At 68.1% G+C, this 25,793-nt stretch carries 29 protein-coding genes and 1 tRNA gene; 13 read left to right on the top strand and 17 right to left on the bottom strand.

Annotated features, from left to right (window positions below; translation table 11 throughout):
* Positions 1-66 precede the first annotated feature (66 nt).
* Entirely contained in the window at positions 67-720 is a 654-nt protein-coding gene (locus FWJ24_RS01285; protein WP_150285963.1) for a GNAT family N-acetyltransferase, read from the top strand.
* On the opposite strand, the gene FWJ24_RS01280 is transcribed toward FWJ24_RS01285, so the two are convergent.
* Positions 695-1,324, bottom strand: coding sequence for a glutathione S-transferase family protein (locus FWJ24_RS01280; RefSeq protein ID WP_150285962.1), 630 nt, complete (start codon positions 1,322-1,324; stop codon positions 695-697). The two genes, FWJ24_RS01285 and FWJ24_RS01280, sit on opposite strands and share 26 nt — an antisense overlap.
* A gap of 23 nt (positions 1,325-1,347) precedes the next feature.
* Positions 1,348-2,070 (bottom strand): AprI/Inh family metalloprotease inhibitor, encoded by a 723-nt coding sequence (locus FWJ24_RS01275; protein WP_150285961.1) that lies wholly within the window; start codon positions 2,068-2,070, stop codon positions 1,348-1,350.
* Between the two features lie 111 nt (positions 2,071-2,181).
* On the opposite strand from FWJ24_RS01275, the gene FWJ24_RS01270 reads away from it, so the two are divergent.
* Complete coding sequence (locus FWJ24_RS01270; protein WP_150285960.1) at positions 2,182-2,562, top strand: MAPEG family protein; 381 nt, start codon at positions 2,182-2,184, stop codon at positions 2,560-2,562.
* 9 nt (positions 2,563-2,571) lie between these two features.
* Here FWJ24_RS01270 and FWJ24_RS01265 read toward each other — a convergent pair whose 3' ends face one another.
* The 7 genes from FWJ24_RS01265 to FWJ24_RS01235 all read right to left on the bottom strand — a co-directional run bounded on the left by FWJ24_RS01265 (position 2,572) and on the right by FWJ24_RS01235 (position 7,523).
* Positions 2,572-3,366: a succinate dehydrogenase iron-sulfur subunit gene (locus tag FWJ24_RS01265; RefSeq protein ID WP_150285959.1), complete on the bottom strand. Its 795-nt coding sequence runs from the start codon at positions 3,364-3,366 to the stop codon at positions 2,572-2,574.
* 10 nt (positions 3,367-3,376) lie between these two features.
* Positions 3,377-5,215 carry a succinate dehydrogenase flavoprotein subunit gene (sdhA, locus tag FWJ24_RS01260; RefSeq protein ID WP_150285958.1) on the bottom strand — a complete coding sequence of 613 codons (1,839 nt, stop codon included), beginning with the start codon at positions 5,213-5,215 and terminating at the stop codon, positions 3,377-3,379.
* Between the two features lie 85 nt (positions 5,216-5,300).
* Positions 5,301-5,699 carry a succinate dehydrogenase, hydrophobic membrane anchor protein gene (sdhD, locus tag FWJ24_RS01255; protein WP_150285957.1) on the bottom strand — a complete coding sequence of 133 codons (399 nt, stop codon included), beginning with the start codon at positions 5,697-5,699 and terminating at the stop codon, positions 5,301-5,303.
* Positions 5,700-5,704: 5 nt separating this feature from the next.
* A complete protein-coding gene (sdhC, locus tag FWJ24_RS01250; RefSeq protein ID WP_150285956.1) occupies positions 5,705-6,097 on the bottom strand; it encodes a succinate dehydrogenase, cytochrome b556 subunit in 393 nt (130 codons plus the stop codon).
* Positions 6,098-6,275: 178 nt separating this feature from the next.
* On the bottom strand, positions 6,276-6,602 hold the full coding sequence (locus FWJ24_RS01245; RefSeq protein ID WP_150285955.1) for a DUF167 family protein: 327 nt from the start codon (positions 6,600-6,602) through the stop codon (positions 6,276-6,278).
* A gap of 6 nt (positions 6,603-6,608) precedes the next feature.
* The gene (locus tag FWJ24_RS01240; RefSeq protein WP_150285954.1) at positions 6,609-7,163 is read right to left on the bottom strand and encodes a cytochrome P460 family protein; all 555 of its coding nucleotides are present in this window, start codon (positions 7,161-7,163) and stop codon (positions 6,609-6,611) included.
* 75 nt (positions 7,164-7,238) lie between these two features.
* The gene (locus FWJ24_RS01235; RefSeq protein ID WP_150285953.1) at positions 7,239-7,523 is read right to left on the bottom strand and encodes a YggT family protein; all 285 of its coding nucleotides are present in this window, start codon (positions 7,521-7,523) and stop codon (positions 7,239-7,241) included.
* 144 nt (positions 7,524-7,667) lie between these two features.
* On the opposite strand from FWJ24_RS01235, the gene FWJ24_RS01230 reads away from it, so the two are divergent.
* A tRNA-Ala gene (locus FWJ24_RS01230) sits at positions 7,668-7,743 on the top strand.
* A gap of 546 nt (positions 7,744-8,289) precedes the next feature.
* Positions 8,290-8,721, top strand: coding sequence for a hypothetical protein (locus tag FWJ24_RS01225; protein ID WP_150285952.1), 432 nt, complete (start codon positions 8,290-8,292; stop codon positions 8,719-8,721).
* Between the two features lie 106 nt (positions 8,722-8,827).
* Here FWJ24_RS01225 and exbD read toward each other — a convergent pair whose 3' ends face one another.
* The 4 genes from exbD to nirB form a co-directional block, all read right to left on the bottom strand.
* Positions 8,828-9,280 (bottom strand): TonB system transport protein ExbD, encoded by a 453-nt coding sequence (gene exbD / locus FWJ24_RS01220; protein ID WP_150285951.1) that lies wholly within the window; start codon positions 9,278-9,280, stop codon positions 8,828-8,830.
* A 7-nt stretch (positions 9,281-9,287) separates the two neighbouring features.
* Positions 9,288-10,070, bottom strand: a complete 783-nt coding sequence (exbB, locus tag FWJ24_RS01215; protein WP_150285950.1) for a tonB-system energizer ExbB — start codon at positions 10,068-10,070, stop codon at positions 9,288-9,290.
* A gap of 156 nt (positions 10,071-10,226) precedes the next feature.
* Complete coding sequence (nirD, locus tag FWJ24_RS01210; RefSeq protein ID WP_150285949.1) at positions 10,227-10,595, bottom strand: nitrite reductase small subunit NirD; 369 nt, start codon at positions 10,593-10,595, stop codon at positions 10,227-10,229.
* Between the two features lie 40 nt (positions 10,596-10,635).
* Positions 10,636-13,107 carry a nitrite reductase large subunit NirB gene (nirB, locus tag FWJ24_RS01205; protein WP_150285948.1) on the bottom strand — a complete coding sequence of 824 codons (2,472 nt, stop codon included), beginning with the start codon at positions 13,105-13,107 and terminating at the stop codon, positions 10,636-10,638.
* Between the two features lie 68 nt (positions 13,108-13,175).
* Here nirB and FWJ24_RS14560 point away from each other — a divergent pair, with 68 nt between their 5' ends.
* A complete protein-coding gene (locus tag FWJ24_RS14560; RefSeq protein WP_166443538.1) occupies positions 13,176-13,346 on the top strand; it encodes a hypothetical protein in 171 nt (56 codons plus the stop codon).
* A 100-nt stretch (positions 13,347-13,446) separates the two neighbouring features.
* Here the strand turns inward: FWJ24_RS14560 and FWJ24_RS01200 are convergent, their stop codons facing one another.
* From FWJ24_RS01200 to FWJ24_RS01190, 3 genes are all read right to left on the bottom strand, one after another.
* Positions 13,447-14,949, bottom strand: coding sequence for a tripartite tricarboxylate transporter permease (locus FWJ24_RS01200; RefSeq protein ID WP_150285947.1), 1,503 nt, complete (start codon positions 14,947-14,949; stop codon positions 13,447-13,449).
* A gap of 48 nt (positions 14,950-14,997) precedes the next feature.
* Positions 14,998-15,456 (bottom strand): tripartite tricarboxylate transporter TctB family protein, encoded by a 459-nt coding sequence (locus tag FWJ24_RS01195; protein ID WP_150285946.1) that lies wholly within the window; start codon positions 15,454-15,456, stop codon positions 14,998-15,000.
* 108 nt (positions 15,457-15,564) lie between these two features.
* Complete coding sequence (locus FWJ24_RS01190) at positions 15,565-16,551, bottom strand: Bug family tripartite tricarboxylate transporter substrate binding protein (RefSeq protein ID WP_246155461.1); 987 nt, start codon at positions 16,549-16,551, stop codon at positions 15,565-15,567.
* Positions 16,552-16,732: 181 nt separating this feature from the next.
* On the opposite strand from FWJ24_RS01190, the gene FWJ24_RS01185 reads away from it, so the two are divergent.
* The 8 genes from FWJ24_RS01185 to FWJ24_RS01150 all read left to right on the top strand — a co-directional run bounded on the left by FWJ24_RS01185 (position 16,733) and on the right by FWJ24_RS01150 (position 24,987).
* Positions 16,733-17,398 (top strand): response regulator transcription factor, encoded by a 666-nt coding sequence (locus FWJ24_RS01185; protein ID WP_150285945.1) that lies wholly within the window; start codon positions 16,733-16,735, stop codon positions 17,396-17,398.
* On the top strand, positions 17,395-18,810 hold the full coding sequence (locus FWJ24_RS01180) for a sensor histidine kinase (protein WP_150285944.1): 1,416 nt from the start codon (positions 17,395-17,397) through the stop codon (positions 18,808-18,810). The genes FWJ24_RS01185 and FWJ24_RS01180 overlap by 4 nt, the downstream gene beginning before the upstream one ends.
* Positions 18,807-19,883 carry an ABC transporter substrate-binding protein gene (locus FWJ24_RS01175; RefSeq protein ID WP_246155460.1) on the top strand — a complete coding sequence of 359 codons (1,077 nt, stop codon included), beginning with the start codon at positions 18,807-18,809 and terminating at the stop codon, positions 19,881-19,883. Before FWJ24_RS01180 ends, FWJ24_RS01175 begins: the two co-directional genes overlap by 4 nt.
* Before the next feature lie 95 nt (positions 19,884-19,978).
* Positions 19,979-20,953 (top strand): Bug family tripartite tricarboxylate transporter substrate binding protein, encoded by a 975-nt coding sequence (locus FWJ24_RS01170; RefSeq protein ID WP_150285943.1) that lies wholly within the window; start codon positions 19,979-19,981, stop codon positions 20,951-20,953.
* Positions 20,954-20,956: 3 nt separating this feature from the next.
* Positions 20,957-21,454 (top strand): tripartite tricarboxylate transporter TctB family protein, encoded by a 498-nt coding sequence (locus FWJ24_RS01165; RefSeq protein ID WP_150285942.1) that lies wholly within the window; start codon positions 20,957-20,959, stop codon positions 21,452-21,454.
* Positions 21,454-22,968, top strand: a complete 1,515-nt coding sequence (locus FWJ24_RS01160) for a tripartite tricarboxylate transporter permease (RefSeq protein WP_150285941.1) — start codon at positions 21,454-21,456, stop codon at positions 22,966-22,968. The genes FWJ24_RS01165 and FWJ24_RS01160 overlap by 1 nt, the downstream gene beginning before the upstream one ends.
* The gene (locus tag FWJ24_RS01155) at positions 22,949-24,154 is read left to right on the top strand and encodes a CaiB/BaiF CoA transferase family protein (protein WP_246155459.1); all 1,206 of its coding nucleotides are present in this window, start codon (positions 22,949-22,951) and stop codon (positions 24,152-24,154) included. The genes FWJ24_RS01160 and FWJ24_RS01155 overlap by 20 nt, the downstream gene beginning before the upstream one ends.
* Positions 24,151-24,987 carry a citryl-CoA lyase gene (locus FWJ24_RS01150; protein ID WP_150285940.1) on the top strand — a complete coding sequence of 279 codons (837 nt, stop codon included), beginning with the start codon at positions 24,151-24,153 and terminating at the stop codon, positions 24,985-24,987. The genes FWJ24_RS01155 and FWJ24_RS01150 overlap by 4 nt, the downstream gene beginning before the upstream one ends.
* 1 nt (position 24,988) lies before the next feature.
* On the opposite strand, the gene FWJ24_RS01145 is transcribed toward FWJ24_RS01150, so the two are convergent.
* Complete coding sequence (locus tag FWJ24_RS01145; protein ID WP_150285939.1) at positions 24,989-25,711, bottom strand: fused DSP-PTPase phosphatase/NAD kinase-like protein; 723 nt, start codon at positions 25,709-25,711, stop codon at positions 24,989-24,991.
* Between the last annotated feature and the right edge of the window lie 82 nt (positions 25,712-25,793).

The raw sequence follows: 25,793 nt of genomic DNA, 5'->3' as shown, positions 1-25,793 counted from the left end.
GCACTGCACAATCGAATCGCCGCGTCTTCGGCCCTCCGTCCCGCGCGGGCGATCAGGACATGCATCATGGACCCCCATTCGCAATCGACCCCCGAAACCCGTGCGGAGAGCCGTTCGCTCGACGATATCGTCTTCCGCAAGCTCAACGCCACCGATCACGCCGCCTTCGAGGCGCATCTGCTGGCGCTTGATCCGGACAGCCGCCGCTCGCGCTTCGGCATGACGGCAACCGACGCGTTCCTGGAGCAATATGCCGCGCGCTGCATCACCCTGAACGCGATCATCCACGGCGCCTTCCTCGGCGAGGAGCTGATCGGCGCCGCGGAAATGCGCCCGGTCGGCGATTTCATCGCCGAGGAGGCGGAGATCGCCTTCTCCGTGCGGCAGGACTGGCGCAATTGCGGCATCGGCAGCGTGCTCTTCGCGCGCGTCCTGCGCTCGGCGCGCAATCGCGGCTTCGTGCGCCTCTACATGAGCTGCCTCAAGCACAACGCGCCGATGCGCGCGCTGGCGCGCAAATTCTCCGCCGAGATCCATGTCGAGTTCGACGAGGCCGTCGCGCTGGTCGAGCCGCCACGCCAGACGATCATCTCGCTCCTGCGCGAGGTGTTCGACGAAGCGAGCGCCTTCACCGCCATCGCGCTCGACTGGCAGCGCCGCGCCATTCTGGGGCGCGAGCCGAGAAACGGCGATGTCAGGCCGCAAAAGCCGGCGGCATGAGCGCATAGGGCGGCTTCCAGCCCGGCAGGGCACGGATGCGCGCCTTCCAAGCCTCGATATGCGTGAAGGCCGCGCGGTCGAGCCCGGTTTCCTCGTCGTAGAACACATAGCCGGCAAGCGAGAGATCGGCGATCGTCGCCCGCTCGCCGACGACGAAGCTCCGCGTCGCGAGATGCGCGTCGAGGATCTGATAGGCCGCCCTGGCGCGTCCGCGCAGGAATTCGGTTACCGGCGTCTCGCCCGTCTTCTGAAGGCCGTAGAGGAAGCGCAGCGTCGCGAAATACGACGTGAACTTGTGGTTGTCGAACAGGATCCAGCGCCAGATCTCGCGCGATTCCCGCTCGCCCCCCCCCGCGAAAGTGCCCATCACCGTCGCAAGATAATCGAGGATGACGCCCGATTGCGTGAGCGTCTCGCTGCGATGCTCAAGCACCGGCACCTCACCCATCGCGTTGACATTCGCCCGCCAGCTCGCCTCGCGGGTGGCGCCCTGGAAGAACGCCACCGGCACCAGTTCCCAATCCGCGCCGGACAATTCCAGCATCAGCGCCACCTTGTAGGCGTTGCCGCTCTCCCCGAGGCCATGCAGGCGGAATTCAGCCATTATCCCCTCCCGCGGCCGCGCGGCTATTTCGAGATCGAGATGGGTGCGCCGGTCTTGGCGACAACACCGGAGAAGCTCTGCCCGCCGCTCTGCCGCAGCCGCGCCACCACCCCGCCGCCGGGTTCATAGAGGATGACTTCGGAGCCGTTGAGCTCCCAGGCATTGACGCGCTGGAGATCCTTCGACTGGCAGCCGGAGGTGCCGGCTCCGTAGAGATCGAGCTTCGGCGCGCTCGAAAGCGTGATCCGGCAGCGCCCGCCCGCCGATTCCGCGAGCGACCAATTGCCGATCACCGCCGTGCGCGTGGGAGCGCCGGCAGGTGCCGCGGGAACCGGCGCGGCGGCGACCGCCCCGGCGGTGCCAGTGCCGGTGCCGGTCTGCGACGGCGAGCCGGGGAAATAACCGCCAGAAGGCGCGGGTGTCGCGGTACCCGGCTGGGCAGGCGCGCCCGGAAGACCTTGCCCGGCGCCCCCGAGCGGCGCACCGGGCGCCGTTCCGACCCCGCCCTGCGGCAGGCTTGCAGCCGGCGGCGGCGCGGTCGCGGCGCCGGGCGGCGGCGGGAGATCGCTCGTGTCGACATCGGCGCTGGGTGCCGGGGTGAGCGGCGCCGGCGGCGCGCCCCGCACCGCCTGGCGCTGGCCATCCTCGGGCAGCAGCGAGCGCAGCCGCGAACTCGATTCGCACCCCGCGAGGGCGAGGCTTAAGGCGGAAATGGCGGCGAGCATGCGGAAGGCGGTCAGCGACATGCCGGTCTCCGGGGCGACAGCACGGAGGCGGAGGAAGTTCCGCCTGTTTTCCGGGTCGTCTCATCCACCATTTCCGGCCGCGCGTAAATACGGCATGAACGGGGAGGAACCATGTCGATCGCCCTCTGGAGCATCCTTTTCGCCGGGCTCCTGCCCTATCTCACCGTCGGCATCGCCAAGTTCTCCGGAGGCGGCTACGACAATGCCCGCCCGCGCGAATGGGCCGGCAGCCTCACCGGGCTGCGCGCCCGGGCACATGCCGCGCATCAGAACCATTTCGAGTTCCTGCCGCTCTACGCCGCCGGCGTGATGCTGGCCGAATGGAAGGCGGGGCCGGGCGCCGCGGACATGCCGGCGCTGGCCATCATGGCGCTGCGGCTCGGCTATACCGGCGCCTATCTGGCCGATCGGCCGAGCCTGCGTTCGCTGCTCTGGGCGTTGGCCCTGGCAGGCGTGGCCGGGCTCTTCGCCCTGGCGGCGCGGGGCGGATGAGCCCGCGGCTCAGAACTGCCGCGCGACCATCATCTTCTTGATCTCGGCGATCGCCTTGGCGGGGTTCAGCCCCTTGGGGCAGGCATTCGAGCAGTTCATGATCGTGTGGCAGCGATAGAGCCGGAACGGATCCTCAAGGAAATCGAGCCGTTCGCCGGTCGCCTCGTCGCGGCTGTCGATCAGCCAGCGATAGGCCTGGAGCAGCGCCGCCGGGCCGAGATAGCGGTCGCCGTTCCACCAATAGGAGGGGCAGGAGGTGGAGCAGCAGGCGCAGAGGATGCATTCATAGAGCCCGTCGAGATGCTCGCGGTCGGAGGGGCTCTGCCGCCATTCCTTCTCCGGCGCGGGCGTGTCGGTCTTGAGCCAGGGCTCGATCGAGGCGTGCTGCGCATAGAACCGGGTCAGATCCGGCACCAGATCCTTCACCACCGGCATGTGCGGCAGCGGATAGATGCGGATCGTGCCGGAGACCTCCTCCATGCCCTTGGTGCAGGCAAGGGTGTTGGTGCCGTCGATATTCATCGCGCAGGAGCCGCAGATGCCTTCGCGGCAGGAGCGGCGGAAGGTAAGCGTCGGATCGACCTTGTTCTTGATCCAGATGATCGCGTCGAGGATCATCGGCCCGCAATCGTCGAGATCGACGAAATAGGTGTCGATGCGCGGGTTGCTTTCACCGTCGGGATCCCAGCGATAGATGCGGAACTCGCGCAGGTTCGTGGCGGGTTTCCCATCCGATCCTTGCGGCTTGGGCCAGGTCTTGCCCTCGGTCAGGCGGGAGTTCTTGGGGAGAGAGAATTCGGCCATCGGGCAAACCTCAATATACCCGCGCCTTGGGCGCGATATAGCTGACCTCGTTGGTCATCGTGTAGGAATGGACCGGACGGTAATCGATCGAGACAGACTTCTTCTCGGTATCCGCCCAAGCCAATGTGTGCTTCATCCAGGTCTTGTCGTCCCGGTCCTTGTAATCCTCGCGGGCATGGGCGCCGCGCGATTCGGTGCGGTTGAGCGCCGAATCCATCGTCACCACCGCCTGGCAGATCAGGTTGTCGAATTCGAGCGTCTCGATCAGGTCCGAGTTCCAGACAAGCGAGCGATCGGTGACGCGGATATCCGCCGCCGCCTCCCAGACCTTGTGGATGTTGCGCGAGCCTTCGGCCAGGGTCTCGCCGGTGCGATAGACGGCGCAGTTCGATTGCATCTCGCGCTGCATCGCGAGGCGGAGTTCGGCGGTCGGCGTCGAGCCGTTGGCATGCCGGAACCGGTCGAGCCGCCCGAGCGCGAGTTCCGCGGAATTGGCCGGCAGATCCGCCTGCTTGGCGCCCGGCGTGAGGATCTCCGCCGCGCGCAGGCCGGCCGCACGGCCGAACACCACGAGATCGATGAGCGAGTTCGAGCCGAGCCGGTTCGCGCCGTGCACCGAGACGCAGGCTGCTTCGCCGATCGCCATCAGCCCCGGCACCACGACATCCGGGTTGCCGTCCTTCAGCGTCACGACCTCGCCGTAGAAATTCGTCTGGATGCCGCCCATGTTGTAATGCACCGTCGGCAGGACGGGGATCGGCTCCCTGGTCACATCCACCCCGGCGAAGATCTTCGCGCTCTCCGAGATGCCCGGCAGCCGGGCGGCGAGGATCGCGGGGTCGAGATGGTCGAGATGCAGGTGGATATGGTCCTTGTTCTTGCCGACGCCGCGGCCCTCGCGGATCTCCATCGTCATCGCGCGGCTCACCATGTCGCGCGGTGCAAGGTCCTTCACGCTCGGCGCATAGCGCTCCATGAAGCGCTCGCCGTCGGAATTCGTGAGATAACCGCCCTCGCCGCGCGCGCCTTCGGTGATGAGGCAGCCCGCGCCGTAGATTCCGGTCGGGTGGAACTGCACGAATTCCATGTCCTGAAGCGGCAGGCCGGCGCGCAGCACCATCGCGTTGCCGTCACCCGTGCAGGTATGCGCGGAGGTCGCGGAGAAATAGGCCCGGCCATAGCCGCCGGTGGCGAGGATCACCAGTTGTGCGCGGAAGCGGTGGATCGTGCCGTCATCCATCTTCAGCGCGACGACGCCGCGGCAGCGGCCCTCCTCGTCCATGATGAGGTCGATCGCGAAATATTCGATGAAGAATTCGGTCGAATTGCGCAGGGCCTGGCCGTAGAGCGTGTGCAGCATGGCATGGCCCGTGCGGTCGGCCGCGGCGCAGGTGCGCTGCGCGGGCGGGCCATTGCCGTAATCGGTCGTCATGCCGCCGAAGGGGCGCTGATAGATCTTGCCGTCCTCGGTGCGGGAGAACGGCACGCCCCAATGTTCGAGCTCATAGACCGCCGCCGGCGCGTTGCGGCAGAGATATTCGATCGAATCCTGGTCGCCCAGCCAGTCCGACCCCTTCACGGTGTCGTACATGTGCCATTTCCAGTCGTCCGGCCCCATATTGGCGAGCGCGGCCGCAACGCCGCCCTGCGCCGCCACCGTGTGCGAGCGCGTCGGGAACACCTTGGTGATGCAGGCCGTGCGCAGACCCGCCTGCGAGCAGCCCACCGTCGCCCTGAGCCCCGCCCCGCCGGCGCCGACCACAACGACATCGAAGCTGTGGTCGGTGATCGGATAGGCCTTGCCGTTCACGGCCGGTGAGGCCTTCGCAGAAGCGCCGTTCTTTGCCATCCCGCTCGATCTCCCAAAAGGCATGTCCCGAACCCGGCGGCCGCCGGCGAACCGGAACGATGCGTCAACCCGATGATCCCACCCGTCAGCCCGCGAGGTCGACCCGGAGGATCGCATAGGCCGAGGCAAGACCGACCCCGACCGCGAAGAAGGTATTCAGCATCAGGAGCACGATCTTCGTCCCTTCCCGATGCACGTAATCCTCGATGATGACCTGCATGCCGAGCCGCATGTGGATGCAGACCGAGAGCAGGAAGCCGAGCAGAACCAGCGCGACCAGCGGATGGCCGACAAGCGCCATCGCGCCCGCATGGTCGCGCCGGGCGAGCATCAATGCGATCACCAGGAAGGCGATCGTCAGCGGCAGGTTCGCGACCGCCGTCAGACGGCTCAGCCAGAAATGCCCGGTTCCGGATTTCGCCGCGCCGAGGCCGCGGACGCGGGATGCCGGGGTGCGGATGGAGGTGGGGGAGGAGCCGTGCATCGCATTCACCCGACGAAATGGAAAAGCCAGAGCAGCAGCGTCAGCGCCAGCGAGCCGATGATCGTCAGCCAGCCGAACCGCAGGCGCGTGGCCCGTTCGAGCCCGGCGCCGGTATCCCAGACGAGATGGCGAAGCCCGCCGAGCGCGTGATGGATCAGCGCCCAGGAATAGCCGAACAGCACCAGCCGGCCGAGCATCGACCCGTAGATCCCGCGCACCGCGTCATAGGCGCCGGCCCCGGCGGCGAGTGCCACCAGCAGCGCCACCACGAGCAGGGTGCCGAAGAACAGCGCCGCCCCGGTGATGCGGTGAAGGATCGACATCACCATCGTCACCGACGGCCGGTAGATCTGGAGATGCGGGGAGAGCGGACGTTCCGCCGGACCGGTTCTAGCCATGGTTCACCTTGCCGCGTATCGCGAATGCGGTTGGACTAGCGGAGTTTGGAATGCTTCGCAACGCAACACCCGACTCGACCTTCTGCCAAGATGTACGGGCCGCGCCAAGCATCGGGGGCGGGGCAGAACGTCGCGCCCCGACCCGAGCCTCCCGCCGGCCGCTTTTCCGCCTTTCTTCTTAAGGCTTTGTAACCAGAGCCGCCAGCCGCTCGGCGAGCGCCTCGGCATCGCCCTCGGCCTGGATCAGCTTGACGCGTGCCTGCTGGCCGGATCGGATCGTCACCGCCCGCCGCGGCAGCCCCAATGCCTCCGCGAGCAGCGCGACCAGCGCCGCATTGGCGCGGCCCTCCTCGGGCGGCGCCGCGACCCGGGCCGCGACATGCGCGAGCCCGGCCGAATCCCGCCCCACCCCGTCGATGGAATCGCGCCCGCCGCGCGGCGTGAGCCGGACCCGGAAGACGATCCCGCCGGCCTCGCACCGCGCGAGATCCGCGATCGCCGCCATCGCCGGTCAGCGCCGCGCCAGCGCGTGGATCCCGGCGCCGGAGAAGGTGAAGTCGAGCCCGTCCTTGTTCTGCGGCAGGTGGCAGGCATAGCAGGTGTCGAGCTTCACCGGGTTCGGGCTGCCGTCGCCGCGGAACAGCGCGTATTCCCAATCGCCATTGTCCTTCTCGGGCGGGAAGAGATTGGTCTCGCCCCAACCCTTGCGCTTCTCCATCAGCAGATAGGCGCGGACGCGCCCCGTCGGCTGGAGGCGGCCGTCAGCGCCCCGGATCGGCGCCCCGGCGGTATCGAGGGCGACGCCGCGATCCTCCATCACGATCACCGTGCCATCCGGGAATGGCTCGCCAGGCCGGACCCCGGCAAGCGCGTCGCGGTTCACGTAGAGGAATCGCACGATCTTGCGGTCGGGCTTGTCCACCTTGCCGTAGAGCTGGAAGCCCGCCAGATCCTTGGGCATGGCGACGCGCGTGAAGGTCGCCTCACCCGCATCCTGCGCCAGGCCGCCGCCCTGGCCGGCGAGCGCAAGCAGCATGGCCGCGCCCAGCATCCTGATCCGAACCATGAAGCCCTCCCGTTCCGCGCTCCGGATCAGGATTAGGGCCTGTCGCCGCGGCGTCGTCAATCCGGCGTCGAAGCCTCAGAAGGCGCGGGCGTAGTAATTGACCGTGATCTGGAGGAATTGCAGCCCCAGCAGCACCACGACCGGGGAAATGTCGATCGGCCCGAGATCGGGAAGCCGCCGGCGCACCGGCGCCAGCACCGGCTCGGTGATGCGGTAGAGGAACTCGCCGATGGCCGAGACGAGCGGCTGGCGCGCATTGACGATGTTGAAATTGATCAACAGCGACAGCACCACGAAGGCGATCAGGAGAAAGGAATAGATGCCGATCAAGGTGTTGAACAGCCAAAGGATGGGGTACATGCCAGCTCCCGTCTGCCTGCGGCGGCCTTGCGCCGCGCCGGACCTTAGACGAGCGCACCGGGCTCGCGCAAGACGGCCTCCGATGCCGCGAAAATCCGTTGACTTCCCGTGCCCGATCGGCGAAGGAAGCGCCTCCGTCTGACCGGGGCTGTAGCTCAGTTGGGAGAGCGCTGCAATCGCACTGCAGAGGTCAGGGGTTCGAATCCCCTCAGCTCCACCAGATTTCTGATTTCGTTCATTGTTATAATTAGTTTTTTAGTTTAATTTTAGCGTGCGGTGCTGTTGGCCCCATCACGGGTCCCGCCGCATCGCTCTGCTTCGGGCGAGCCAGCATCTTCCGAACGCTCGTGAATGGTGTTAGCGTTTTAATCCGACTTGTCGGAGTGTGCGATGCGTCAGTGGTTAGCCATACCTTGCTTCGCCTTGTTTCTAGCCTCCGCCGGCACAGCATGTGCTGATCCCGCTTCGGACCGTGACAAACGGCGCCAGCATGTTCCCTATGTACGCGCGGCGACCGACTGCATCTCCAATTATGTTAGCGCGTCATCCAGTTTCTCGAATGCAGTCGAGATGAACAATTTCCGGCCGCTGACCGCCATAGCGATGGACGCTTGTAGGCCATCTCTCCTGACCATGATCGCCATGCACGATGCAATCTATGGCGGCGGCGGGATGGAGTTTTTCTCCGGTGCTTATTTGAACGATTTGGACCGGGCAATTCGAGCCCGCGCCGCGCATCGCGAGCATCAAGGCCGATATGATACGCTTGGAGGAATTGCGCCGCACCGAGGCTGCGCGACAAGCGGCAGAGCGAGCCGAATCGGAGGCACGTGCCAAAGCGGCTCGCGCTGACAAGCTCGCGACGGCTGAAAAAGTTCGCGATGTGATCCGTGAGCGGACCATGGGCTGCATCGGAAAGCAGGCCTTACCCATGCTTGTGACCGATGAAAAAGCGGAAGTCATCGCCAAAGCGGCCATGCTTTTCTGCGAAGGCGAGGTGAATGCGCTCATTGCGGCGACGGTGGATGTTATTTTGAATGACGGAGAGTTGACCAACGAAACCGCCATCCGGCAGGCTGCGCGTAAGCGCGTAGAAGAGGTGGTTACCGCACACGTTGTGCGGGCCAAGGGCGAATTGATCCTGCAAGGCCAGAAGCGCGAGGATCGGCCTGCCCAGTCTCGGGCGCCGACACTCTAGAAATGAAGGCAAAAGACCTTCCATCTCTGGATTTGCCGTCGGGCGATATTGTGCATTGCAGCTTCAGCGGGAATTGCAGCGGCAGGCAGGAAGGGCGAGCCCGCCTTCATGGCGCCCAGGCGGGTTCCGCCGCCGGCGCGCCGCCCTGCTCGAGCGCCACGAGCGCAACCTTGAGATAGCCCTGCTGGCGCAAGGCGGTGAAGAGCCGCATGATCTCGCCATAGGGCACATTGCGGTCCGCCCGCAGGAAGAGCCGCGTGTCGCGCTGGCCGCCGGTGGCGGCATCGATCGCCGGCCCGAGCCTCTCCGGCGCGACCGCCGCCTCACCCACCGCGAGCGAGAGATCGGCCTTGAGCGTCACATAGACCGGCTTGTCCGGCTTCGGACTGGGCTGCGCCGCCGCCGCCGGCAGGTCGACCGGGACATCGACCGTCGAGATCGGCGCCGCGACCATGAAGATGATGAGCAGGACGAGGATGACGTCGATGAACGGCGTGACGTTGATCTCGCCGCTCTCGGTCAGGTCGTCTTCGCCCCCGGATTTGACGGAAAACCCCATCTCGGCCTCACTCCGCCGCCAGGCGCAGGGACGGTCCCCGGTCGAGATCGCGGCTCGCGAGCACGCTGGTGATCGCGACCGCATCGCCCAGCGCGGCGCGATAGCCCGCCACCGCGCGGGTGAGGTGGTTGTAGAAGATCACCGCCGGAATCGCGGCGACAAGGCCGATCGCCGTCGCAAGCAGCGCCTCGGCGATGCCCGGCGCGACCACGGCGAGGTTGGTCGTCTGCGATTTCGAGATGCCGATGAAGCTGTTCATGATGCCCCAGACGGTGCCGAACAGCCCGACGAAGGGCGCAGTGGCGCCGATCGTCGCCAGCAGGCTGACGCCGCGCCCGATCTCGCGCGTCGCCGCCGCCTCGATCCGCTGGAGGCGGAGCGCGATGCGCTCCTTGACGCCGTCGCGGCTCGCGCCCTCCCCGGCGCGCGTGATCTCGTCGAGCGCGGCGGCGGTGAGCGCCGCGGCGATCCGGTCCGGCACCGGCCCGGCGGAGGCCGCACGCAGGCCGGGCTGGTCCGCCAGCGCGGCGAGGCTGCGGGCAAGCCGGGCACGGGCGAGCCCGATCTCGATCTTCTTCGCGAACAGCACCGTCCAGGCGACGAGCGAGGCGAGCGCAAGCCCGACCATCACCGCCTTCACGACGAGATCGGCCTGCAGAAACATGCCGACCTGCGAGAGATCAGCCGGCAGGGTCGGATCGGCGGCCCGGAGCGGCGCCGGGGAGAACAGCGCGACCATGCCGAGGGCGAAGGCCGCGCGGATGCGGCGGCGGAAAGGAAAATCGATCATGCGCCTGCCCGATTGTCATGAGCCGCGATGATCCGCGGCCTGCCCGGGCCTGGGTGGCTGCTCTGGCTGCCTCGGCCACCCGCTCGATAACAATCCAGACCCGGAACGTCAATTTCCTGGGCCGGGCCGCCACCGGCCTGCGATGCGGGAAGGCAATCAGGCCGCAGAGGCGTCGGATTGCGGGGCGCCCAGCCTGGCGATGGCGGCTGCATCGAGGAGCACCCGCCCGTTTTCGACGCGGAGCGGGATTTTCGGGGTGCATCCGTGATCGGCGCCCTGGGCCTCGCCGGTCTCGAGCGAAATGACCCAGTTGTGGAGCGGGCACGTGACGGCGTGGCCATGGACGATGCCCTGGGAGAGGGGGCCGCCCTTGTGGGGGCAGCGGTCGCGCAGGGCGAAAAGTGTGCCGTCCGCGGCCTTGAAGACGGCGATATCGCCGATGGGGGCGCGGACGACGCGGGCGCCGCGCAGAGGGATGTCGGCCTCTGCGCCGATATCAAGCCAGGTTTCGGCGATCCGGTTCATCGCATGCTCCGTGTCGGGTCTGGGGCCTGCTCGGCGGGGTTCATTCGGCGGCCTGAGGCAGGCGCAGTTCGGCCATGGCCGCGAATTCATGCGCCTCCCGGCCGTTGACACGCTCGGCCCAGGGATCAACCTGGGCATAGCGCTGGGAGAGGACGAAGCGCTCGAAGAGCGCGCGGCGGCGGGCGGGATCCTCGATGATCGCGGCCTTGATGGCGGGGATGCCGACGCGCTTCGCCCATTTGTAGATGCGTTCGAGATAATGGCCCTGCTCGCGGTAGAGCTGGGTCAGGGCGGCGATGATCTCGACGGCCTCGTCCTCGGTGCCGGCATGGCCGAGAATCTCGGTGCCCTTGATGTCGAGACCGGCGGCACCGGCAAAATGGATCTCGTAGCCGGAATCGACGCAGATGACCCCGATATCCTTGCAGGTGGCCTCGGCGCAGTTGCGCGGACAGCCGGAGACGGCCATCTTGAGCTTGGCCGGGGTCCAGGAGCCCCACATGAACTTCTCGAGCCGGACACCGAGCCCGGTGGAATCCTGGGTGCCGAAGCGGCACCAATCGGAGCCGACGCAGGTCTTCACCGTCCGGAGCCCCTTGGCATAGGCGGCGCCGGAGATCATGCCGGCGGCGTTGAGATCGGCCCAGACGGCGGGGAGATCCTCCTTGCGCACGCCGAGCATGTCGATGCGCTGGCCGCCGGTGACCTTGACGGTGGGGATCGCGAACTTGTCGACGACATCGGCGATGGCGCGCAGCTCCTTTGCGCTCGTCAGCCCACCCCACATGCGCGGCACCACCGAGAAGGTGCCGTCCTTCTGGATATTGGCGTGGACGCGCTCGTTGATGAAGCGGCTCTGCTGGTCGTCCGCGTATTCGCCCGGCCAGTCGCAGACGAGATAGTAATTGAGCGCCGGCCGGCATTTGGCGCAGCCGCAGGAGGTCTTCCAGCCGAGTTCCTGCATCACTGCCGGGATCGATTTGAGCCGCTTGGCCCGGATCAGCCGCCGCAACTCGTCATGGCCGAGATCGGTGCAGCCGCACATGGGCTGCACGGCGGCAGGATTGTAGCCCTCGCCGAGCCGGAGCCGGAGCAGGTTCTCGACTAGGCCAGTGCAGGAGCCGCAGGAGGCCGAGGCCTTGGTATGCGCGCGGACGCCGTCGAGCGTCGTCAGCCCGAGCTCGTCGATCTTCTGGATGATCGTCCCCTTGCACACGCCGTTGCAGCCGCAGATCTCCGCGTCGTCCGGCAGTGCCGCGACCGTTGCCAGCGGGTCCAGCGCCTGGCCCCCTTGATAGCCCTGGCCGAAGATCAGCGTCTGGCGCATCCCGGAAATGTCGGTGCCGCGCCGGATCAGGTCGAAGAACCACGCCCCGTCCGAGGTATCGCCATACATCACCGCGCCGATCACCCGGTTGTCGCGCAGCACCAGCCGCCGGTAGAGCCCCGCTGTCGGGTCGCGCAACACGATCTCTTCCCGGTCCTTCGCTTCCGCGAAATCCCCGGCCGAATAGAGGTCGATCCCCGTCACTTTCAGCTTTGTCGCCGTCACCGCAGGCTTGAACACGGCCGTCTCATCGCCCGAGAGCCGTGCCGCCACCACATTCGCCATCTCGTAGAGCGGTGCCACCAGCCCGAAGACCTGGCCCTCCGCCTCCGCGCATTCGCCGAGCGCGAAGATCGACGGGTCCGAGCTGCGCATATCCGGTCCGACCACGATCCCGCGGTTGACGGCGAGCCCTGCCTCCCGGGCCAGGCCCGCATTGGGCCGGATTCCCACCGCCATCACCACCAGATCCGCGGGGATCAGCGTCCCGTCGTCCAGCCGCACGCCGGAAACCCGCCCCTCGCCTTCGATGGCCTGCGTGTTCGCCTGGCACCGCACCGCGATTCCGCGCCGCTCCAGTTCGCGCTGCAGCAGATATCCCGCCGCCGGGTCGAGCTGACGCTCCATCAGATGCGGCATCAGGTGCAAGACCGTCACCGTCATCCCCTGCGCCTGCAGACCCGCCGCGGCCTCCAGCCCCAGCAGCCCGCCTCCGATCACCACCGCGCGGCCGCCGGCCTTGGCCGCCACCATCATCGCATGCACATCGTCGAGGTCGCGATAGGTCACGACCCCCGGCAGATTCGCCCCCGGAACCGGAAGGATGAACGGCACCGACCCCGTCGCCACGATCAGGTCATCATAGGGAACCGTGATCCCGCCCGTTCCCGTCACGGTCTTCGCCACCCGGTCGATCGCCGTGACCCGCACACCCTTGTAGAGCGTGACACCGTTCCGGATGTACCAGCCGTCGCCGTGGATCACGATCTCCTCGTAGCTCTTCTCGCCGGACAGCACCGGCGAAAGCATGATCCGGTCGTAATTGACCCGCGGCTCCGCGTTGAAAATCGTCACGGAATAGGTTCCGCTTCCGCCGGAAGCGCCGGGGTCCAATTCGAACAGCTTCTCCAGCGCTCGGCCGGGCGCCATGCCGTTTCCAATGATGACCAAGCGACGAAGAGACATCGGTGCCCTGATCCAATGCGGCGGCGCGGCGGGATGCTGCCGCGCGGAGCCAATGACGGAAGAGCCGCATGGCTGCGGCGGATCGCGCTTTTCCAGAGCAGGATGCGTGCCAACAGGACGGGGCGGTCGATCACGCCGAATCCGGCGACGATCCATCCCGTCCCGGCGCCGAGCTGTCGATCTCGCGGGAGGGGCTCGATGAAATATTGAGCAGAACGTCGCTTTGCGCGGCGCCCTGATGGCTTGGAATCCGTCCAGCCTGCACGGGTCATGCGCGAAGGGCGGCGGTTCCGGCCGGAACCGCCGCCCTTCGCTGGATGAGACCCCGGATATGCCGCCTCACGCCGCCGGAACGGCGGTTGGCCGTGCCCGCCGCCGCAGCCACCAGGGCAGGATGACGATCGCGCCGGCCATGATCCAGAGGATGATCGCGAGCGGGCTCGCGAAGAGGATGCCGGGATCTCCGCCCGAGAGCGCGAGCGCGTTGCGGAGATTGACCTCCATGACGCGCCCGAGCACGAAACCGAGGATGATCGGCGCCATGTCGAAGCCGAGCTTGCGCAGCAGATAGCCCGCGACACCGATCCCGAACATGATCAGGACGCTCATCACGCTGGCATAGGCCGAATAGACCCCGAGGATCGACAAGGCCGTGATGCCGGGGATGAGAATCCAGTTCGGCATCAGCAGCACGCGGGCGAAGAGCTGCACCAGCGGCAGGTTCATCACCAGCAGCAGCAGATTGCCGACATACATCGAGGCGATCAGCCCGCCGACGAGCTTCGGCTGCTCGACGAAGAGCTGCGGCCCCGGCTGGATGTTGTAGAGCATCAGCGCGCCGAGCATCACTGCCGTCGTGCCGGAGCCCGGAACGCCCAGGGTCAGCATCGGCACGAAGGCGCCGGTGGCGGCGGCGTTGTTCGCGGCCTCGGGCGCCGCGAGGCCGCGCATGTCGCCGGTGCCGAACGTGCCCTCCTTGTCGTTGAGGCGCTTCTCCGTGGTGTAGGACACCGCGCTCGCGACCGAGGCACCCGTGCCCGGCAGCACGCCGATCACGAAGCCGATCACCGTGGCGCGGACGGAGGGCCACCAGATGAAGCGGATATCCGCCCAGCTCGGATAGGCGCCGGAAACGGCGAGCGGCCGCAGCGTGCCCTTGAGCTGATGTTCGAGCATCAGCAGCACTTCCGAGATCGAGAACAGGCCGATCACCAGGATGATGAACTCGATCCCGTCATGCAGTTCGGCCTGCTCGAAGGTGAAACGATAGGCGCCCGAGGTCGCGTCGAGGCCGATCGTCGTCAGCATCAGGCCGAGCACGCAGCCGATCAGCGTCTTTGCCGGCTCGTGCCCGACCATCGAGCCGAGCGTCGCGAAGGCGAAGACCATCAGCACGAAATATTCGGCCGGGCCGAACTTGATCGCGAGCCAGGACAGCGGCACCGCGAGAAAGGTCATCCCCACCACCGCAAGGATGCCGCCGATGAAGGAGGAGATGCCCGAGATCGCAAGCGCCTTGGTCGCCTCGCCCCGGCGCGCCATGGGGTAGCCGTCGAGCGCGGTCATCACCGCCCCGGCATCGCCGGGCACGTTGAGCAGGATCGAGGAGATCCGCCCGCCATATTCGGCGCCGTAATAGACGCCGGCGAGCAGGATCAGCGTCGATTCCGGCGGCAGCCCGGCCGTATAGGCGATCGGCAAAAGCAGCGCGATGCCGTTGATCGGGCCGATCGCCGGCAGGGCGCCGATCATCGTGCCGAGGAAGCAGCCGATCAGGCCGATCAGCAGGTTCTGCGGCAGGAGGGCGACGCCGAAACCCTGCCAGAGGAAATCGAAGGACACGCGGAAACTCCCCTCTTCTCGTTCTTGTCGACCGTGCCGCGCTAGGCCTCAGAAGCCGAGCAGCCCCTTGGGAAGATTGCCGCCGAGCAGCGGCCCGAACAGCAGCCACCAGAGCAGCGCCTGCCCGATCCCGCCCAGGATCGCCGTGATCCACCCCGCACCGAACAGCCGGGCGATCACCGCCATCAGCACCGCCATGCTCGGCACGAAGCCGGCATGGTCGAAGACGAGCAGGCAGGCGACGCTTGTGCCGAGAAAGGCGAGTGCGGCGCCAAGCCCCGCGCGGCCCGGCCATTCCTCTGCCTCGCCGGGCCTCGCGAGATACCAGAGCGCGAGCAGCGCCAAAACCAGCGCCAGCGCCACCGGGAAGCCGCGCGGCCCGATCGGATCGGAGGCGAAGGCGTATTCGATGCGCGCGCCGAACAGGCCATAGACGAGCGCGAAGGCGAGCAGCGCCAGCGCGGCGATGCGCCCGGAAAGGCGCGCATTGCGGGAAGTGTCGGTCATGGAAACCCTCATCGGGACGGGGCGCCGGAGCGGCGGCGCCTGAAGAACGGCCCCGCGCGCCGCCGGCGCGCGGGGTCGGGGCGGCAAGCCCCTCCGGAACCGGACCTTTTAGAGGCCGGCCTCCTTGGCCAGTTGCTTGAAGCGGGCGACATCGGTCTTGACGCGCTTTTCGAAATCCGCGCCGATCGAATCGAAGGCGAAAAGCCCGCGTGCCTCGCGCTCCTTGATGAATTCCGGCGAATCCTTGAGCTTCTTCAGCGTATCGACCCACCAATTGTAATCGGCGTCGGAGACCTTGGGGCCGACATAGAGCCCGCGCCAGATCGGCCAGTCGATCGTGTAGCCCTGCTCGAAGGTGGTCGGGATGTCCTTGAACCGGCCGGGCAGGCGGCGTTCGGACATCACGGCGAGGATGCGCAGCTTGCCCTGCTCGTGCAGCGCGATCATCTCCGAGGCATCACCGGCGGCGATCTTGATATGGCCGCCCTGGAGCGCCGTGGTCACCGCGCCGCCGCCTTCGAGCGCGGCATAGCGCATCTTCTTGGGATCGGCCTTCGCCTCCTTGGCGAGCAGCGCCATCTTCATCCAATCCTGGCTGCCGACCGCACCGCCACCGCCGATCGGGAAGGCGCCCGGATCCTTGCCATAGGCCGCGACAAGATCCTTGAGCGTCTTGATCGGGCTGTCGGGTGCCACCGCGATGACGCCGAAATCCGCGCCAAGCGCACCGACCCAGCGCACCGCGTTCTCGTCATGCTTGCCGAACTTGCCCTGCGCGATCAGCAGGGCCGAGCCGCTCGAGGCCGCGACGACGAGGCCGGAATCGCCGGGCCGCGTGCCGACGACATGGTTGTAGGCCACGGCCCCGACGCCGCCCTCCATGTAGGAAACCGCCATCGGGTCCTTGATCAGCTTGGTGGCGTGCAGCGCCGCGCCGGCGAGACGGCAGGTGAGATCGAAGCCGCCGCCGGGCTTGGCGCCGGCGAGGCACTCGGTCTTCGCGGGCTGCGCCGCCGCGGTCCCGGCCGCGAGGGCGGCAGCGGCGAGCGACAGCATTGCGGAGGACAGGGTCGCAGAAATCCTGGAGCGGATCATCTTTTCCTCACTTCGGTTGCGAGCGAGGCAGGCGGTTCCGGCCCGGCCGGCGACGCTTCCCCCTCGAACATTGTTTCACTCACCCACTTGGCGGGGTGATCCCTCCCCGATACGCTCCCAACCTGTCGTCAACCTGACTCGCGCCTTCTCGGCGCAGAGAACGAGGGGAAGAAAGGCGGCCATGCGCCTGCTCGTCGTCGAGGATGTCGCCGATGTCGGCGAGGCGATCGTCGCCGCACTCGAACGGCTCGGCCACGCGATCGACTGGGCGCGCGACGGTGAGGAGGCCGAGGCGCTGGCCCGCGCGCAGGAATACGGGTTGATCGTGCTCGACGTGATGCTGCCGCGGCTCGACGGGTTCAGCCTGCTCAAGGCGTTGCGCCGGCGCGGGGTCACGACCCCGGTCCTGGTGCTGACGGCGCGCAGCCAGATCGAGGACCGCGTCTCCGCGCTCGACCTCGGCGCCGATGATTATCTCGTCAAGCCGTTCGATTTCCGCGAACTCGAAGCCCGTGTCCGGGCGCTGCTGCGCCGGCGGCTGGGCTCGGCCACCAGCCGGCTCGAATGCGGCGGGCTGGTGCTCGATCAGGCCAGCCGCAGTGCGACCCTCGACGGACGCCCGCTCGACCTGACCAGGCGGGAACTGACCCTGCTCGAGATCCTCGCCGCGCGGCCCGGCCGCGTCTTCGGCAAGGACGAACTGATCGAACAGCTCTTCGGCCTCGACGACGAACCGAGCGAGAACGCCGTCGAGCAATATATCGGCCGGCTCAGGCGCAAGATCACCGGCGCGCGCGCCGAGATCCGCACCCTGCGCGGGCTCGGCTATCAGTTGGTGGCATTGTGACCGGCGCCGGCCCCTCGCTGTTCCGGCGGCTCGTGCTGGTCATCACGCTTGTGTTCGGGCTGGCGGCGGCCGGGCTCGGCTCGGCGGCCTGGATCTATGCCCGGATCGCGGCGGACGAAGCCTATGACCGCCTGCTTGTCGGCGCCGCGCTCCAGATCGCCGAGAGCATCGCCACCGAGCCGGGGGCGGTGACGGTCGATCCGCCGAATTCCGCCTTCGAGACGCTGGCTCTCGCCCCCGACGACCGGATCTTCTATCGCGTCACCGATCCGCATGGCACGCATCTCACCGGTCAGGAGGACCTCGTCTCCGCGCTCGACGGCACGCCGCTGGGGCGGATGCCGGTGATGGCCGATGCCCGCTATCGCGGCTTTCCCGTGCGCATCGTCACCCTCGGCCGCTACGTCACCGGGCCGGGCATTGCCGGCTGGGTGGAGGTGAGCGTGGCACAGACGCGGCTCGCGCGTCTCGCCCTCGCGCGCGATCTGACACTGAAATCCGTGCTGCTGGTGCTCGGGATGAGCCTGCTGGCGCTCGTCGCGCTGGTGGTGGCGGTGCGCCTCGCGCTGCGCCCGCTGAGCCAGGTCGAATCGGCAATCGCCGCGCGTGATCCGAAGGATCTGCGTCCCGTCGCGATTGCGGCGCCGCGCGAGATCGGCACGCTGATCGCCTCCATCAATCATTTTCTCGGCCGGCTCGCCGCGCGGATCGGCGGCATGGAGCGTTTCATCGCCGATGCCGCGCACCAGATGCGCACGCCGCTGACCGCCCTGCTGGCGCAGATCGACCTGCTCTCGGCCGAGACGCGCGCCGATCTCCGCCGCGCCCAGATCGCGCGCATCCGCGAGCGCGCCGAGCAGCTCGGCCGGCTGACGAGCCAGCTTCTCAACCATGCCATGGTGATCCATCGCCGCGAGGTGGTGGCGCTGACGCCGGTCGATCTCGTCCCGCTCGTCCGCGCCGCGCTGGCGGAAACCGTCCCGCTCTCGCTCGACCGCGACATCCGGGTGGGCTTCGAGGCGGAGACGGAAAGCCTGGTCGTGATGGGCGATCCCGTCTCGATCCGCGAGGTGATCGGCAATCTCGTCCACAACGCCGTCCGTCACGGCGCGCCGGGGCTGATCGCGGCGCGGATCCGGGCCGAGGCCGGCCGCGCCCTCGTCGAGATCGCCGATGACGGGCCGGGCATCCCGCCGGAATCCTGGCCGGAAGTCGTCAAGCCCTTCACGCGGCTCGGCGTCGAGCCGGCCGGCTCCGGCCTCGGCCTCGCCATCGCCGCCGATGTGATGGCCGCCCATGGCGGCACGCTCGGCTTCGCGCGTCGTGCCGACGGGCATTTCGCCGTGCTGCTCGCCTTTCCGCTCGCCGAGGCCGGAACCGTTCCGCTCCGTCTTGCGGAGGCCGCGGCATGATGCGGCGCATGCTCCTGCTGCTGGCCCTGCTCGCCGCCCCGACCGCCGCGGCGGGCGAGGATGTCACGATCTTCACGGCGCCGGGAACCGAACGGCATGTCCTGACCCTCGACACCGCCACGGATCTCGCGGCGTTCCAGCCGCTGATCCTCGCCTTCCAGCGCGAAGAGCCGGATGTGACGATCCGTTATCGCGAGATGGTGACCAACACGCTGTTCGAGCGCGTGCGCCAGGAATGCGCCGACGGGCGGCGGAACGCCGATCTGGTCATCACCTCCTCGGTCGACCATCTCGTCGTGCTGGCGAACGAAGGCTGCGCGCGCGCGCATCGCTCGGCCGAAACGCTGGCCGCGCCGGCCTGGACGCGCTGGCGCGACGAGATCTTCGGCTTCACCTTCGAACCGGCGGTGATCGTCTACAATCGCGCGCTGATGGCGCGGGAGGAAGTGCCGCGCACCCGCCTGGCGCTGATCGAGCTGATGCGCGAGCAGCCCGTGCGGCTTGCCGGGCGCATCGGCGGCTATGACATCGCGCGCTCGGGCATCGGTTACCTGTTCGCAGCCTTCGACGCCCGCAACGCTCTGGTCTATGGCCGGCTGATCGAGGGATTCGGCCGCCTGAACCTCGTGACCCGCTGCTGCAGCGGCGACCTGATCCAGGAACTCGCCGAAGGCCGCCTGCACCTCGCCTACAATCTCCTCGGCTCCTATGCCTATGCCGCGCAACGCCAGGGCGCGCCGATCGGCATCGTGCTGCCGGAGGATTACGTCCTCGTCCTCAGCCGCGGCGCGATGATCCCAGTCCGCGGGGGTGAACCGGCGCTTGCGCGGCGCTTCCTCGATTTCCTGCTCTCGCCACGGGGGCAGAAGGTGGTGCGCGAGGAAGCCTTCTTCTTCGATGTCAGCGGCGCGGTTCCGGAAGGCGTCGAGGCCGCCGCCCCCGTGCTCGACGCCGGCAACATCCGGCCGATCGTCATCGGCCCCGGCCTGTTGCCGATGCAGGACAGGGCCCGCCGCATCCGCTTCCTGCGCGAATGGGCGAAAGCGATCGAACGGAGCCCGGCCGGCGAGTAGCCGGTTGCGGCGCGGCCAAAAATTCGCCACGTATAGTCTGGCTCGGCCTGAAGGCCGGACGGCCCTTCGCCGTAAAAGACATCCGGGAGGACATCATGCTGAACCGCCGCACCCTGCTCACCACCTCGCTCGCGCTCGGCGGCGCGGCGATGCTGCCGTTCAGCCGCGCCGAGGCCCAGGCGCTCCAGAGCCTCCAGATCTTCGTGCCCGCCGCGCCCGGCGGCGGCTGGGACGGCACCGGGCGGGCCATCGAGCAGGTGATGCGCGCCGAGAAGATCATGGAGAGCTTCCAGTTCGAGCACGCGCCGGGCGCCGGCGGCGTCGTCGGCCTGCCGAAATTCATGTCCTCGAAGAAGGGCCAACCCAACGCGGTGATGGTCGGCGGCATGGTGATGGTCGGCGCGATCATCGCCAACAAGGCGCCGCTCAAGCTGACGGACCTGCCGCCGATCGCCCGCCTGACAGGCGAGTTCGAGGCGATCGTCGTGCCGGCGGCGAGCCCGTTCAAGACGATGAAGGACCTCGTCGCCGCGTTCAAGGCCGACCCGGCGAAGGTCTCCTGGGCCGGCGGATCGGCCGGCGGCACCGACCACATCCTCGCGGGCATGATCGCCAAGGCGGTCGGCGTCGATCCGAAGAAGGTCGCCTATGTTGCCTTCGCCGGCGGCGGCCCGGCCGTGGCGGCGCTGCTCGGCAACCAGGTTTCCTGCGGCGTCTCGGGCTACGGCGAATTCGCCGAACAGGTGAAGGCGGGCAAGCTGCGCGTGCTCGCGCTCTCGGCCGACAAGCGCCAGCAGGGCATCGACGCCCCGACGCTGAAGGAGGAGGGGGTCGATGTCGAGCTGTTCAACTGGCGCGGCGTGTTCGGCGCGCCGGGCATCACCAAGGAGCAGCAGGCAGCACTGATCGGGCTGTTCGACAAGCTCAATGCCAGCGCCGGCTGGAAGGCCGAACTCGCGAAACGCGACTGGACGGGGATTTACCTCTCCGGTGACGGTTTCGGGAAATACATCGAATCCGAGGTCACGCGCATTACCGGCATCCTCAAGGATCTCGGGCTTGCGAGCTGAGCCATGACGATCCGCCCCGCCCTCCCCGAGCTCTTTGTCGGGCTCGGGGTTCTTGCGCTCGCGGCCCTGGTCGGCTGGGCCACGGCCGCCATCCCGCAATCGACCTATGCCCGGATCAGCCCGGCCGCCTTCCCCTGGGCGATCACCGCCGGGCTTGCCGCGCTCGGCGCGCTGCTGACGATCGAGGGATTGCGGGGCGGATGGGAGCATGACGAGGGCACGGTGCTCGATCTTCCGGGCATCCTCTGGCTCGGCACGGGCCTCGCCGCGAACCTGCTGCTGATCGACGGGCTGAGCATCGGCGAGACGGTGATCCTGCCGCGGATGGGCTTCATCATCGCCTCGACGATCCTGTTCGCCTGCACGGCGCGCGCCTTCGGCAGCCGCCGGTTCCTGCGTGATCTCGCGTTCGGCCTCGTGCTGACCATCGTCGCCTATATCGGATTCGACCGCGTGCTCGGCTACCAGATCGGCTCCGGGATCATCGAAAGGTTCCTGTGATGGAAACGCTGGGCCATCTCGCGCAAGGCTTTGCCGTGGCCCTGACGCCGATCAACCTGATGTGGGCGCTGATCGGCGTGGCGGTCGGCACCGCGATTGGCGTGCTGCCCGGCCTCGGCCCGGCCCTGACCATCGCATTGCTGCTGCCGATCACCACCAAGGTCGACCCCACCGCCGCCTTCATCCTGTTCGCCGGCATCTATTACGGCGCGATGTATGGCGGCTCGACGACCTCGATCCTGCTCAACACGCCGGGGGAAAGCGCGACGATCGTCACCGCGCTCGAGGGCAACCGCATGGCGAAGCGCGGCCGCGCCGGCGCTGCGCTCGCCACCGCCGCGATCGGCTCCTTCGTCGCGGGCACGATCGGGACGATCGGCATCACCTTCCTCGCCGGTCCGGTCGTGGATTTCGCGCTGAAATTCGGCCCGGCCGATTATTTCTCGCTGATGGTCCTGTGCTTCGTCACCGTCTCGGCGGTGCTCGGCAATTCGGCAGTGCGCGGGCTGACGGCACTCTTCATCGGCATGTTCCTCGGCATGATCGGCGTCGACAACCAATCGGGCCAGATCCGCTTCGCCTTCGGGATCACCGAGCTTTATGACGGGATCAACGTCATCATCGTCGCGGTCGGGCTGTTCGCGATCGGCGAGACGCTCTGGCTCGCCGCGCAGCCGAAGGTCAGGGACGAGGTTCTCGACATCAAGGATTCGATCTGGATGAGCCGCGAGGATTGGGCACGCTCCTGGAAGCCATGGATCCGCGGCTCGCTGATCGGCTTCCCCATCGGCGCGATGCCGGCGGGCGGCGCCGAGATCCCGACCTTCTTCTCCTATTCGCTCGAAAAGAAGCTCTCGCCGAAGCCGGAGGAATTCGGCCATGGCGCGATCGAGGGCGTGGCCGGCCCGGAGGCGGCCAACAACGCCTCCGCCGCCGGCGTGCTGGTGCCGATGCTCGCCCTGGGCCTTCCGACCTCGGCAACCGCCGCGATCATGCTCTCCGCCTTCCAGAGCTACGGCATCAATCCCGGCCCGCAGCTGCTGGAGAGCAACCCGCAGCTCGTCTGGGGGCTGATCGCCTCGCTCTATGTCGGCAACGTGATGCTGTTGGTGCTCAACCTGCCGCTGGTGGGGCTCTGGGTGAAGATGCTGAAGATCCCGGCGCCGCTGCTCTATGGCGGCATCCTGATCTTCGCGACGATCGGCAGCTACGGCATCTCGCGCTCGGTCATCGACCTGATCCTGCTCTATCTCATCGGGATCATGGGCTTCTTCATGCGCAAGTTCGACTTTCCCACCGCCCCGGTGATCATCGGCATGATCCTCGGCCCGATGGCGGAAACCAATTTCCGCCAGGCCATGACGATCTCGAACGGCGATTGGTCGACCTTCCTCACGCGGCCGCTCTCGGCGAGCCTGCTCGCGCTCACCCTGATCCTGCTGCTCGGCCCGAAGCTGCACATGTTCTTCCGGAACCGGAACCCCAAGCCCGACCATGTCCCCGGCGATGCCTGATCCGGCGCCCGCACTGGCCCTGCTCGCCGGCTATCGCGTGCTCGATCTCACCAATGTGCTGGCCGGCCCCTATTGCGCCTACCAGCTCGCGCTGCTCGGCGCCGATGTCATCAAGGTCGAGGCGCCGGAGGGCGGCGACCTCGCCCGCCAGCTCGGCGCCGCGCCGGAACTGAACGCGGCCGGGATGGGCGCCTCGTTCCTCGCGCAGAACGCGGGCAAACGCTCCGTCGCGCTCGATCTCAAGACGCCGGAGGGTCGCGCCGATTTCCTCGCCCTCGTCGCGACCGCCGACGCACTCGTCGAGAATTTCCGCCCCGGCGTGATGGAGCGGCTCGGCCTCGGCCCCGAGGCGCTGCGGGCCGTGCGCCCCGATCTCGTCTATTGCGCGATCTCCGGCTTCGGCCAGACCGGACCGATGCGCGCCAACCCGGCCTATGACCAGATCATCCAGGGGCTTTCCGGCGTCATGAGCATCACCGGCACGCCCGAGACGGCGCCGCTGCGCGTCGGATACCCGATCTGCGACACGCTCGGCGGCCTGTTCGGCGCCTTCGCCATCGTCGCGGCCTTGCTGCGGCGCGAACGGCACGGCGCCGGCGCCGTGCTCGATGTGTCGATGCTCGAATGCACGCTGAGCGCGCTCGGCTGGCCGGTCTCCAACTATCTCACCGCCGGCATCCCGCCGCAGGCGATGGGCAACGAGAACATGACGGCGGCGCCCTCCGGCGCCTTCCGCGCCGCCGACGGTCTCCTCAACATCGCCGCCAACAAGCAGGCGCAGTTCGAGGCGCTCTGCGACCTGATCGGCCGGCCCGACCTCGCGGCCGATCCGCGCTTCGCCGGGCGCGAGGCGCGCAAGGCCAACCGCTTCGCGCTCAAGGCCGAGATCGAGGCCGCACTCGCCGCAGCGCCGGCGGCCGAATGGGAGGCGCGGCTCAATGCGCGCGGCATCCCGGCCGGGCGGATCCTCTCGATCCCCGAGATCCTCGCCGAACCCCAGGTGGCCGGCCGCGCGATGACGGCGCGGTTCGAGGCGGTGCCGGGCATCGACCGGCCGCTGAGCGTCACGCGCGGCGGCTTCCTGGTCGATGGCATCGCGCCCCGGCCCTTGCGGCCGCCGCCGCGGCTCGGCGAACATTCCGGCGAGATCCTCGCCGATGTGCGGCCCCGCGGGAATTTGTCATGACGGACCCCCCCGCCGATCCCGGCCGCGCCCGCGGCGAAGCCTGGTGGGAGACCGGCATCATCGAGATGCGCCCCGGCATGATCCGGCTGCGCGGCTATGCGATCGAGGATCTGATCGGCCATGTCTCGTTCCCGGCGATGATCTGGCTGATGCTGCATGGTGAATTGCCCACGGAGGCGCAGGCGGAGCTGCTCGGCCATGCGCTGGCCGCCGCGGTCGATCACGGACCCCAGGCGCCCTCGATCGCCATCGCGCGCATGGCCGCCACCTGCGGCGTGGGGATCAACGCCGCCATGGCCTCGGCGATCAACGTGCTCGGCGACATCCATGGCGGCGCGGGCGAGCAGGCGCTGGCCTTTTTCGGCGAGATCGCGGCGGCGATGGATGCCGGTGCCGGCCTTGCGGCGGCCGTCACGGCCCGGCTCGACCGTTTCCTCGCCACGGAGGGCGGCTATGTTCCCGGCTTCGGCCACCGCTTCCACCCGGTGGATCCGCGCGCGGCGCCGCTTCTCGCGCTGGCGCACGCCGCCGCCGCCGCCGGAACGGTTCCGGGCCGTTTCGCCGCCATCGCCGAGGCGATCGGCGCCGATCTCGAGCGGCGCAAGGGTCGGGTAATCCCGCTCAATATCGACGGCGCCACCGCGGTGATCTACGGCGAACTCGGCTTCCCCCCGCCGCTGACGCGTGGCCTCTTCGTGCTCTCGCGTTCGGTCGGTATCCTCGCCCATGCCTGGGAGCAGATGCAGGCGCCGGCGCGCAACAAGGGCCCGCTGCCGCGGGAATGGCTCTGGGCCTATGCCGGCCCGCCGGCGCGGCCCGTGCCCGGGGATTGAGCTATTCGCGCCGGAGCACGAGATCGACGACGAGGCTGGCGAGCGGCCGGGGCCGGAACCGGGCCTTCAGCGCCTCGGGGTCGTAATCCTCGCGCACCCAATCGATGAACGCCTTGCCGCGCGCCTCGCCCTCGTCGCGATAGGCTTCGAGGAAAGCGTCGAGGATTCCGGTCTGCGCGTAGCGGAAATGGCCCTTGCGCAGGCTGAGTTCCCGCAATGCCCGCGCTGCCTCCGCCTTTTCCACCACGAGCAGGTAGAGCGCCGCGAACAGCCCGGCGCGGTCGGCGCCGGATTTGCAGTGCGCCAGCGCGGGATAGGCGAGGCCCGCGAAGAAATCCGGCAGGGCGAGCAGGGTCGCGCGGTCCGGCGCCTCGCGCGAGCGCAGCACGAGATCGACGATCGTGATGCCGTGCCGCTGGGCCGCATCCTTCTCGAGCTGCCAGGCGCCATGCGCGCGCCCACCGCGCAGATTGACGATGGTCCTCAGCCCCTCGCGCGCGAGCCGCGCGATATCCCGCGGCGAAGGCTGCGCCGAGCGCCAGAGCCGGCGCCCGACCCGGTGCCGGTTGAGATGGAAGAGGCGGAGCACGCCGTGATCGACGATCAGCAGGTCGAGCCAGGCGCGCAGCCGCTCGCCCGGCGTTTCGATCGCGCGGTTCCAGCGGGCCTCGCGCTTCTCGCGGCGGGCGGTGTAATATTCGACGGTTCGCGGCAGGCGCGGCATGGCGCCGGCTTAGAGGATTTTTGCCGCAAGGGAAACCGCGCCGCCCGCGCATGGCATCGTGCTCGCGGCCGGGAGTTGTGCG

Origin of the sequence: Rhabdaerophilum calidifontis, from assembly GCF_008641065.1 — a bacterium.
Classification (GTDB): Bacteria; Pseudomonadota; Alphaproteobacteria; order Rhizobiales; family Beijerinckiaceae; genus Rhabdaerophilum; species Rhabdaerophilum calidifontis.
This window is presented reverse-complemented; position numbering and strand designations above follow the sequence as displayed.

Coding starts and splice junctions, on each gene's coding strand:
- FWJ24_RS01170 (WP_150285943.1), top strand. CDS start 19,979: ATGCTGAACCGCCGCACCCTGCTCACCACCTCGCTCGCGCTCGGCGGC.
- FWJ24_RS01165 (WP_150285942.1), top strand. CDS start 20,957: ATGACGATCCGCCCCGCCCTCCCCGAGCTCTTTGTCGGGCTCGGGGTT.
- FWJ24_RS01145 (WP_150285939.1), bottom strand. CDS start 25,711: ATGCCGCGCCTGCCGCGAACCGTCGAATATTACACCGCCCGCCGCGAG.
- FWJ24_RS01175 (WP_246155460.1), top strand. CDS start 18,807: ATGATGCGGCGCATGCTCCTGCTGCTGGCCCTGCTCGCCGCCCCGACC.
- FWJ24_RS01160 (WP_150285941.1), top strand. CDS start 21,454: ATGGAAACGCTGGGCCATCTCGCGCAAGGCTTTGCCGTGGCCCTGACG.
- FWJ24_RS01240 (WP_150285954.1), bottom strand. CDS start 7,163: ATGGTTCGGATCAGGATGCTGGGCGCGGCCATGCTGCTTGCGCTCGCC.
- FWJ24_RS01195 (WP_150285946.1), bottom strand. CDS start 15,456: ATGACCGACACTTCCCGCAATGCGCGCCTTTCCGGGCGCATCGCCGCG.
- FWJ24_RS01190 (WP_246155461.1), bottom strand. CDS start 16,551: ATGATCCGCTCCAGGATTTCTGCGACCCTGTCCTCCGCAATGCTGTCG.
- FWJ24_RS01235 (WP_150285953.1), bottom strand. CDS start 7,523: ATGTACCCCATCCTTTGGCTGTTCAACACCTTGATCGGCATCTATTCC.
- sdhA (WP_150285958.1), bottom strand. CDS start 5,215: ATGGCAAAGAACGGCGCTTCTGCGAAGGCCTCACCGGCCGTGAACGGC.
- FWJ24_RS01150 (WP_150285940.1), top strand. CDS start 24,151: ATGACGGACCCCCCCGCCGATCCCGGCCGCGCCCGCGGCGAAGCCTGG.
- nirB (WP_150285948.1), bottom strand. CDS start 13,107: ATGTCTCTTCGTCGCTTGGTCATCATTGGAAACGGCATGGCGCCCGGC.
- FWJ24_RS01270 (WP_150285960.1), top strand. CDS start 2,182: ATGTCGATCGCCCTCTGGAGCATCCTTTTCGCCGGGCTCCTGCCCTAT.
- exbD (WP_150285951.1), bottom strand. CDS start 9,280: ATGGGGTTTTCCGTCAAATCCGGGGGCGAAGACGACCTGACCGAGAGC.
- FWJ24_RS01275 (WP_150285961.1), bottom strand. CDS start 2,070: ATGTCGCTGACCGCCTTCCGCATGCTCGCCGCCATTTCCGCCTTAAGC.
- sdhD (WP_150285957.1), bottom strand. CDS start 5,699: ATGCACGGCTCCTCCCCCACCTCCATCCGCACCCCGGCATCCCGCGTC.
- FWJ24_RS01185 (WP_150285945.1), top strand. CDS start 16,733: ATGCGCCTGCTCGTCGTCGAGGATGTCGCCGATGTCGGCGAGGCGATC.
- FWJ24_RS14560 (WP_166443538.1), top strand. CDS start 13,176: ATGGCTGCGGCGGATCGCGCTTTTCCAGAGCAGGATGCGTGCCAACAG.
- FWJ24_RS01285 (WP_150285963.1), top strand. CDS start 67: ATGGACCCCCATTCGCAATCGACCCCCGAAACCCGTGCGGAGAGCCGT.
- FWJ24_RS01155 (WP_246155459.1), top strand. CDS start 22,949: ATGTCCCCGGCGATGCCTGATCCGGCGCCCGCACTGGCCCTGCTCGCC.
- FWJ24_RS01245 (WP_150285955.1), bottom strand. CDS start 6,602: ATGGCGGCGATCGCGGATCTCGCGCGGTGCGAGGCCGGCGGGATCGTC.
- sdhC (WP_150285956.1), bottom strand. CDS start 6,097: ATGGCTAGAACCGGTCCGGCGGAACGTCCGCTCTCCCCGCATCTCCAG.
- exbB (WP_150285950.1), bottom strand. CDS start 10,070: ATGATCGATTTTCCTTTCCGCCGCCGCATCCGCGCGGCCTTCGCCCTC.
- FWJ24_RS01280 (WP_150285962.1), bottom strand. CDS start 1,324: ATGGCTGAATTCCGCCTGCATGGCCTCGGGGAGAGCGGCAACGCCTAC.
- nirD (WP_150285949.1), bottom strand. CDS start 10,595: ATGAACCGGATCGCCGAAACCTGGCTTGATATCGGCGCAGAGGCCGAC.
- FWJ24_RS01265 (WP_150285959.1), bottom strand. CDS start 3,366: ATGGCCGAATTCTCTCTCCCCAAGAACTCCCGCCTGACCGAGGGCAAG.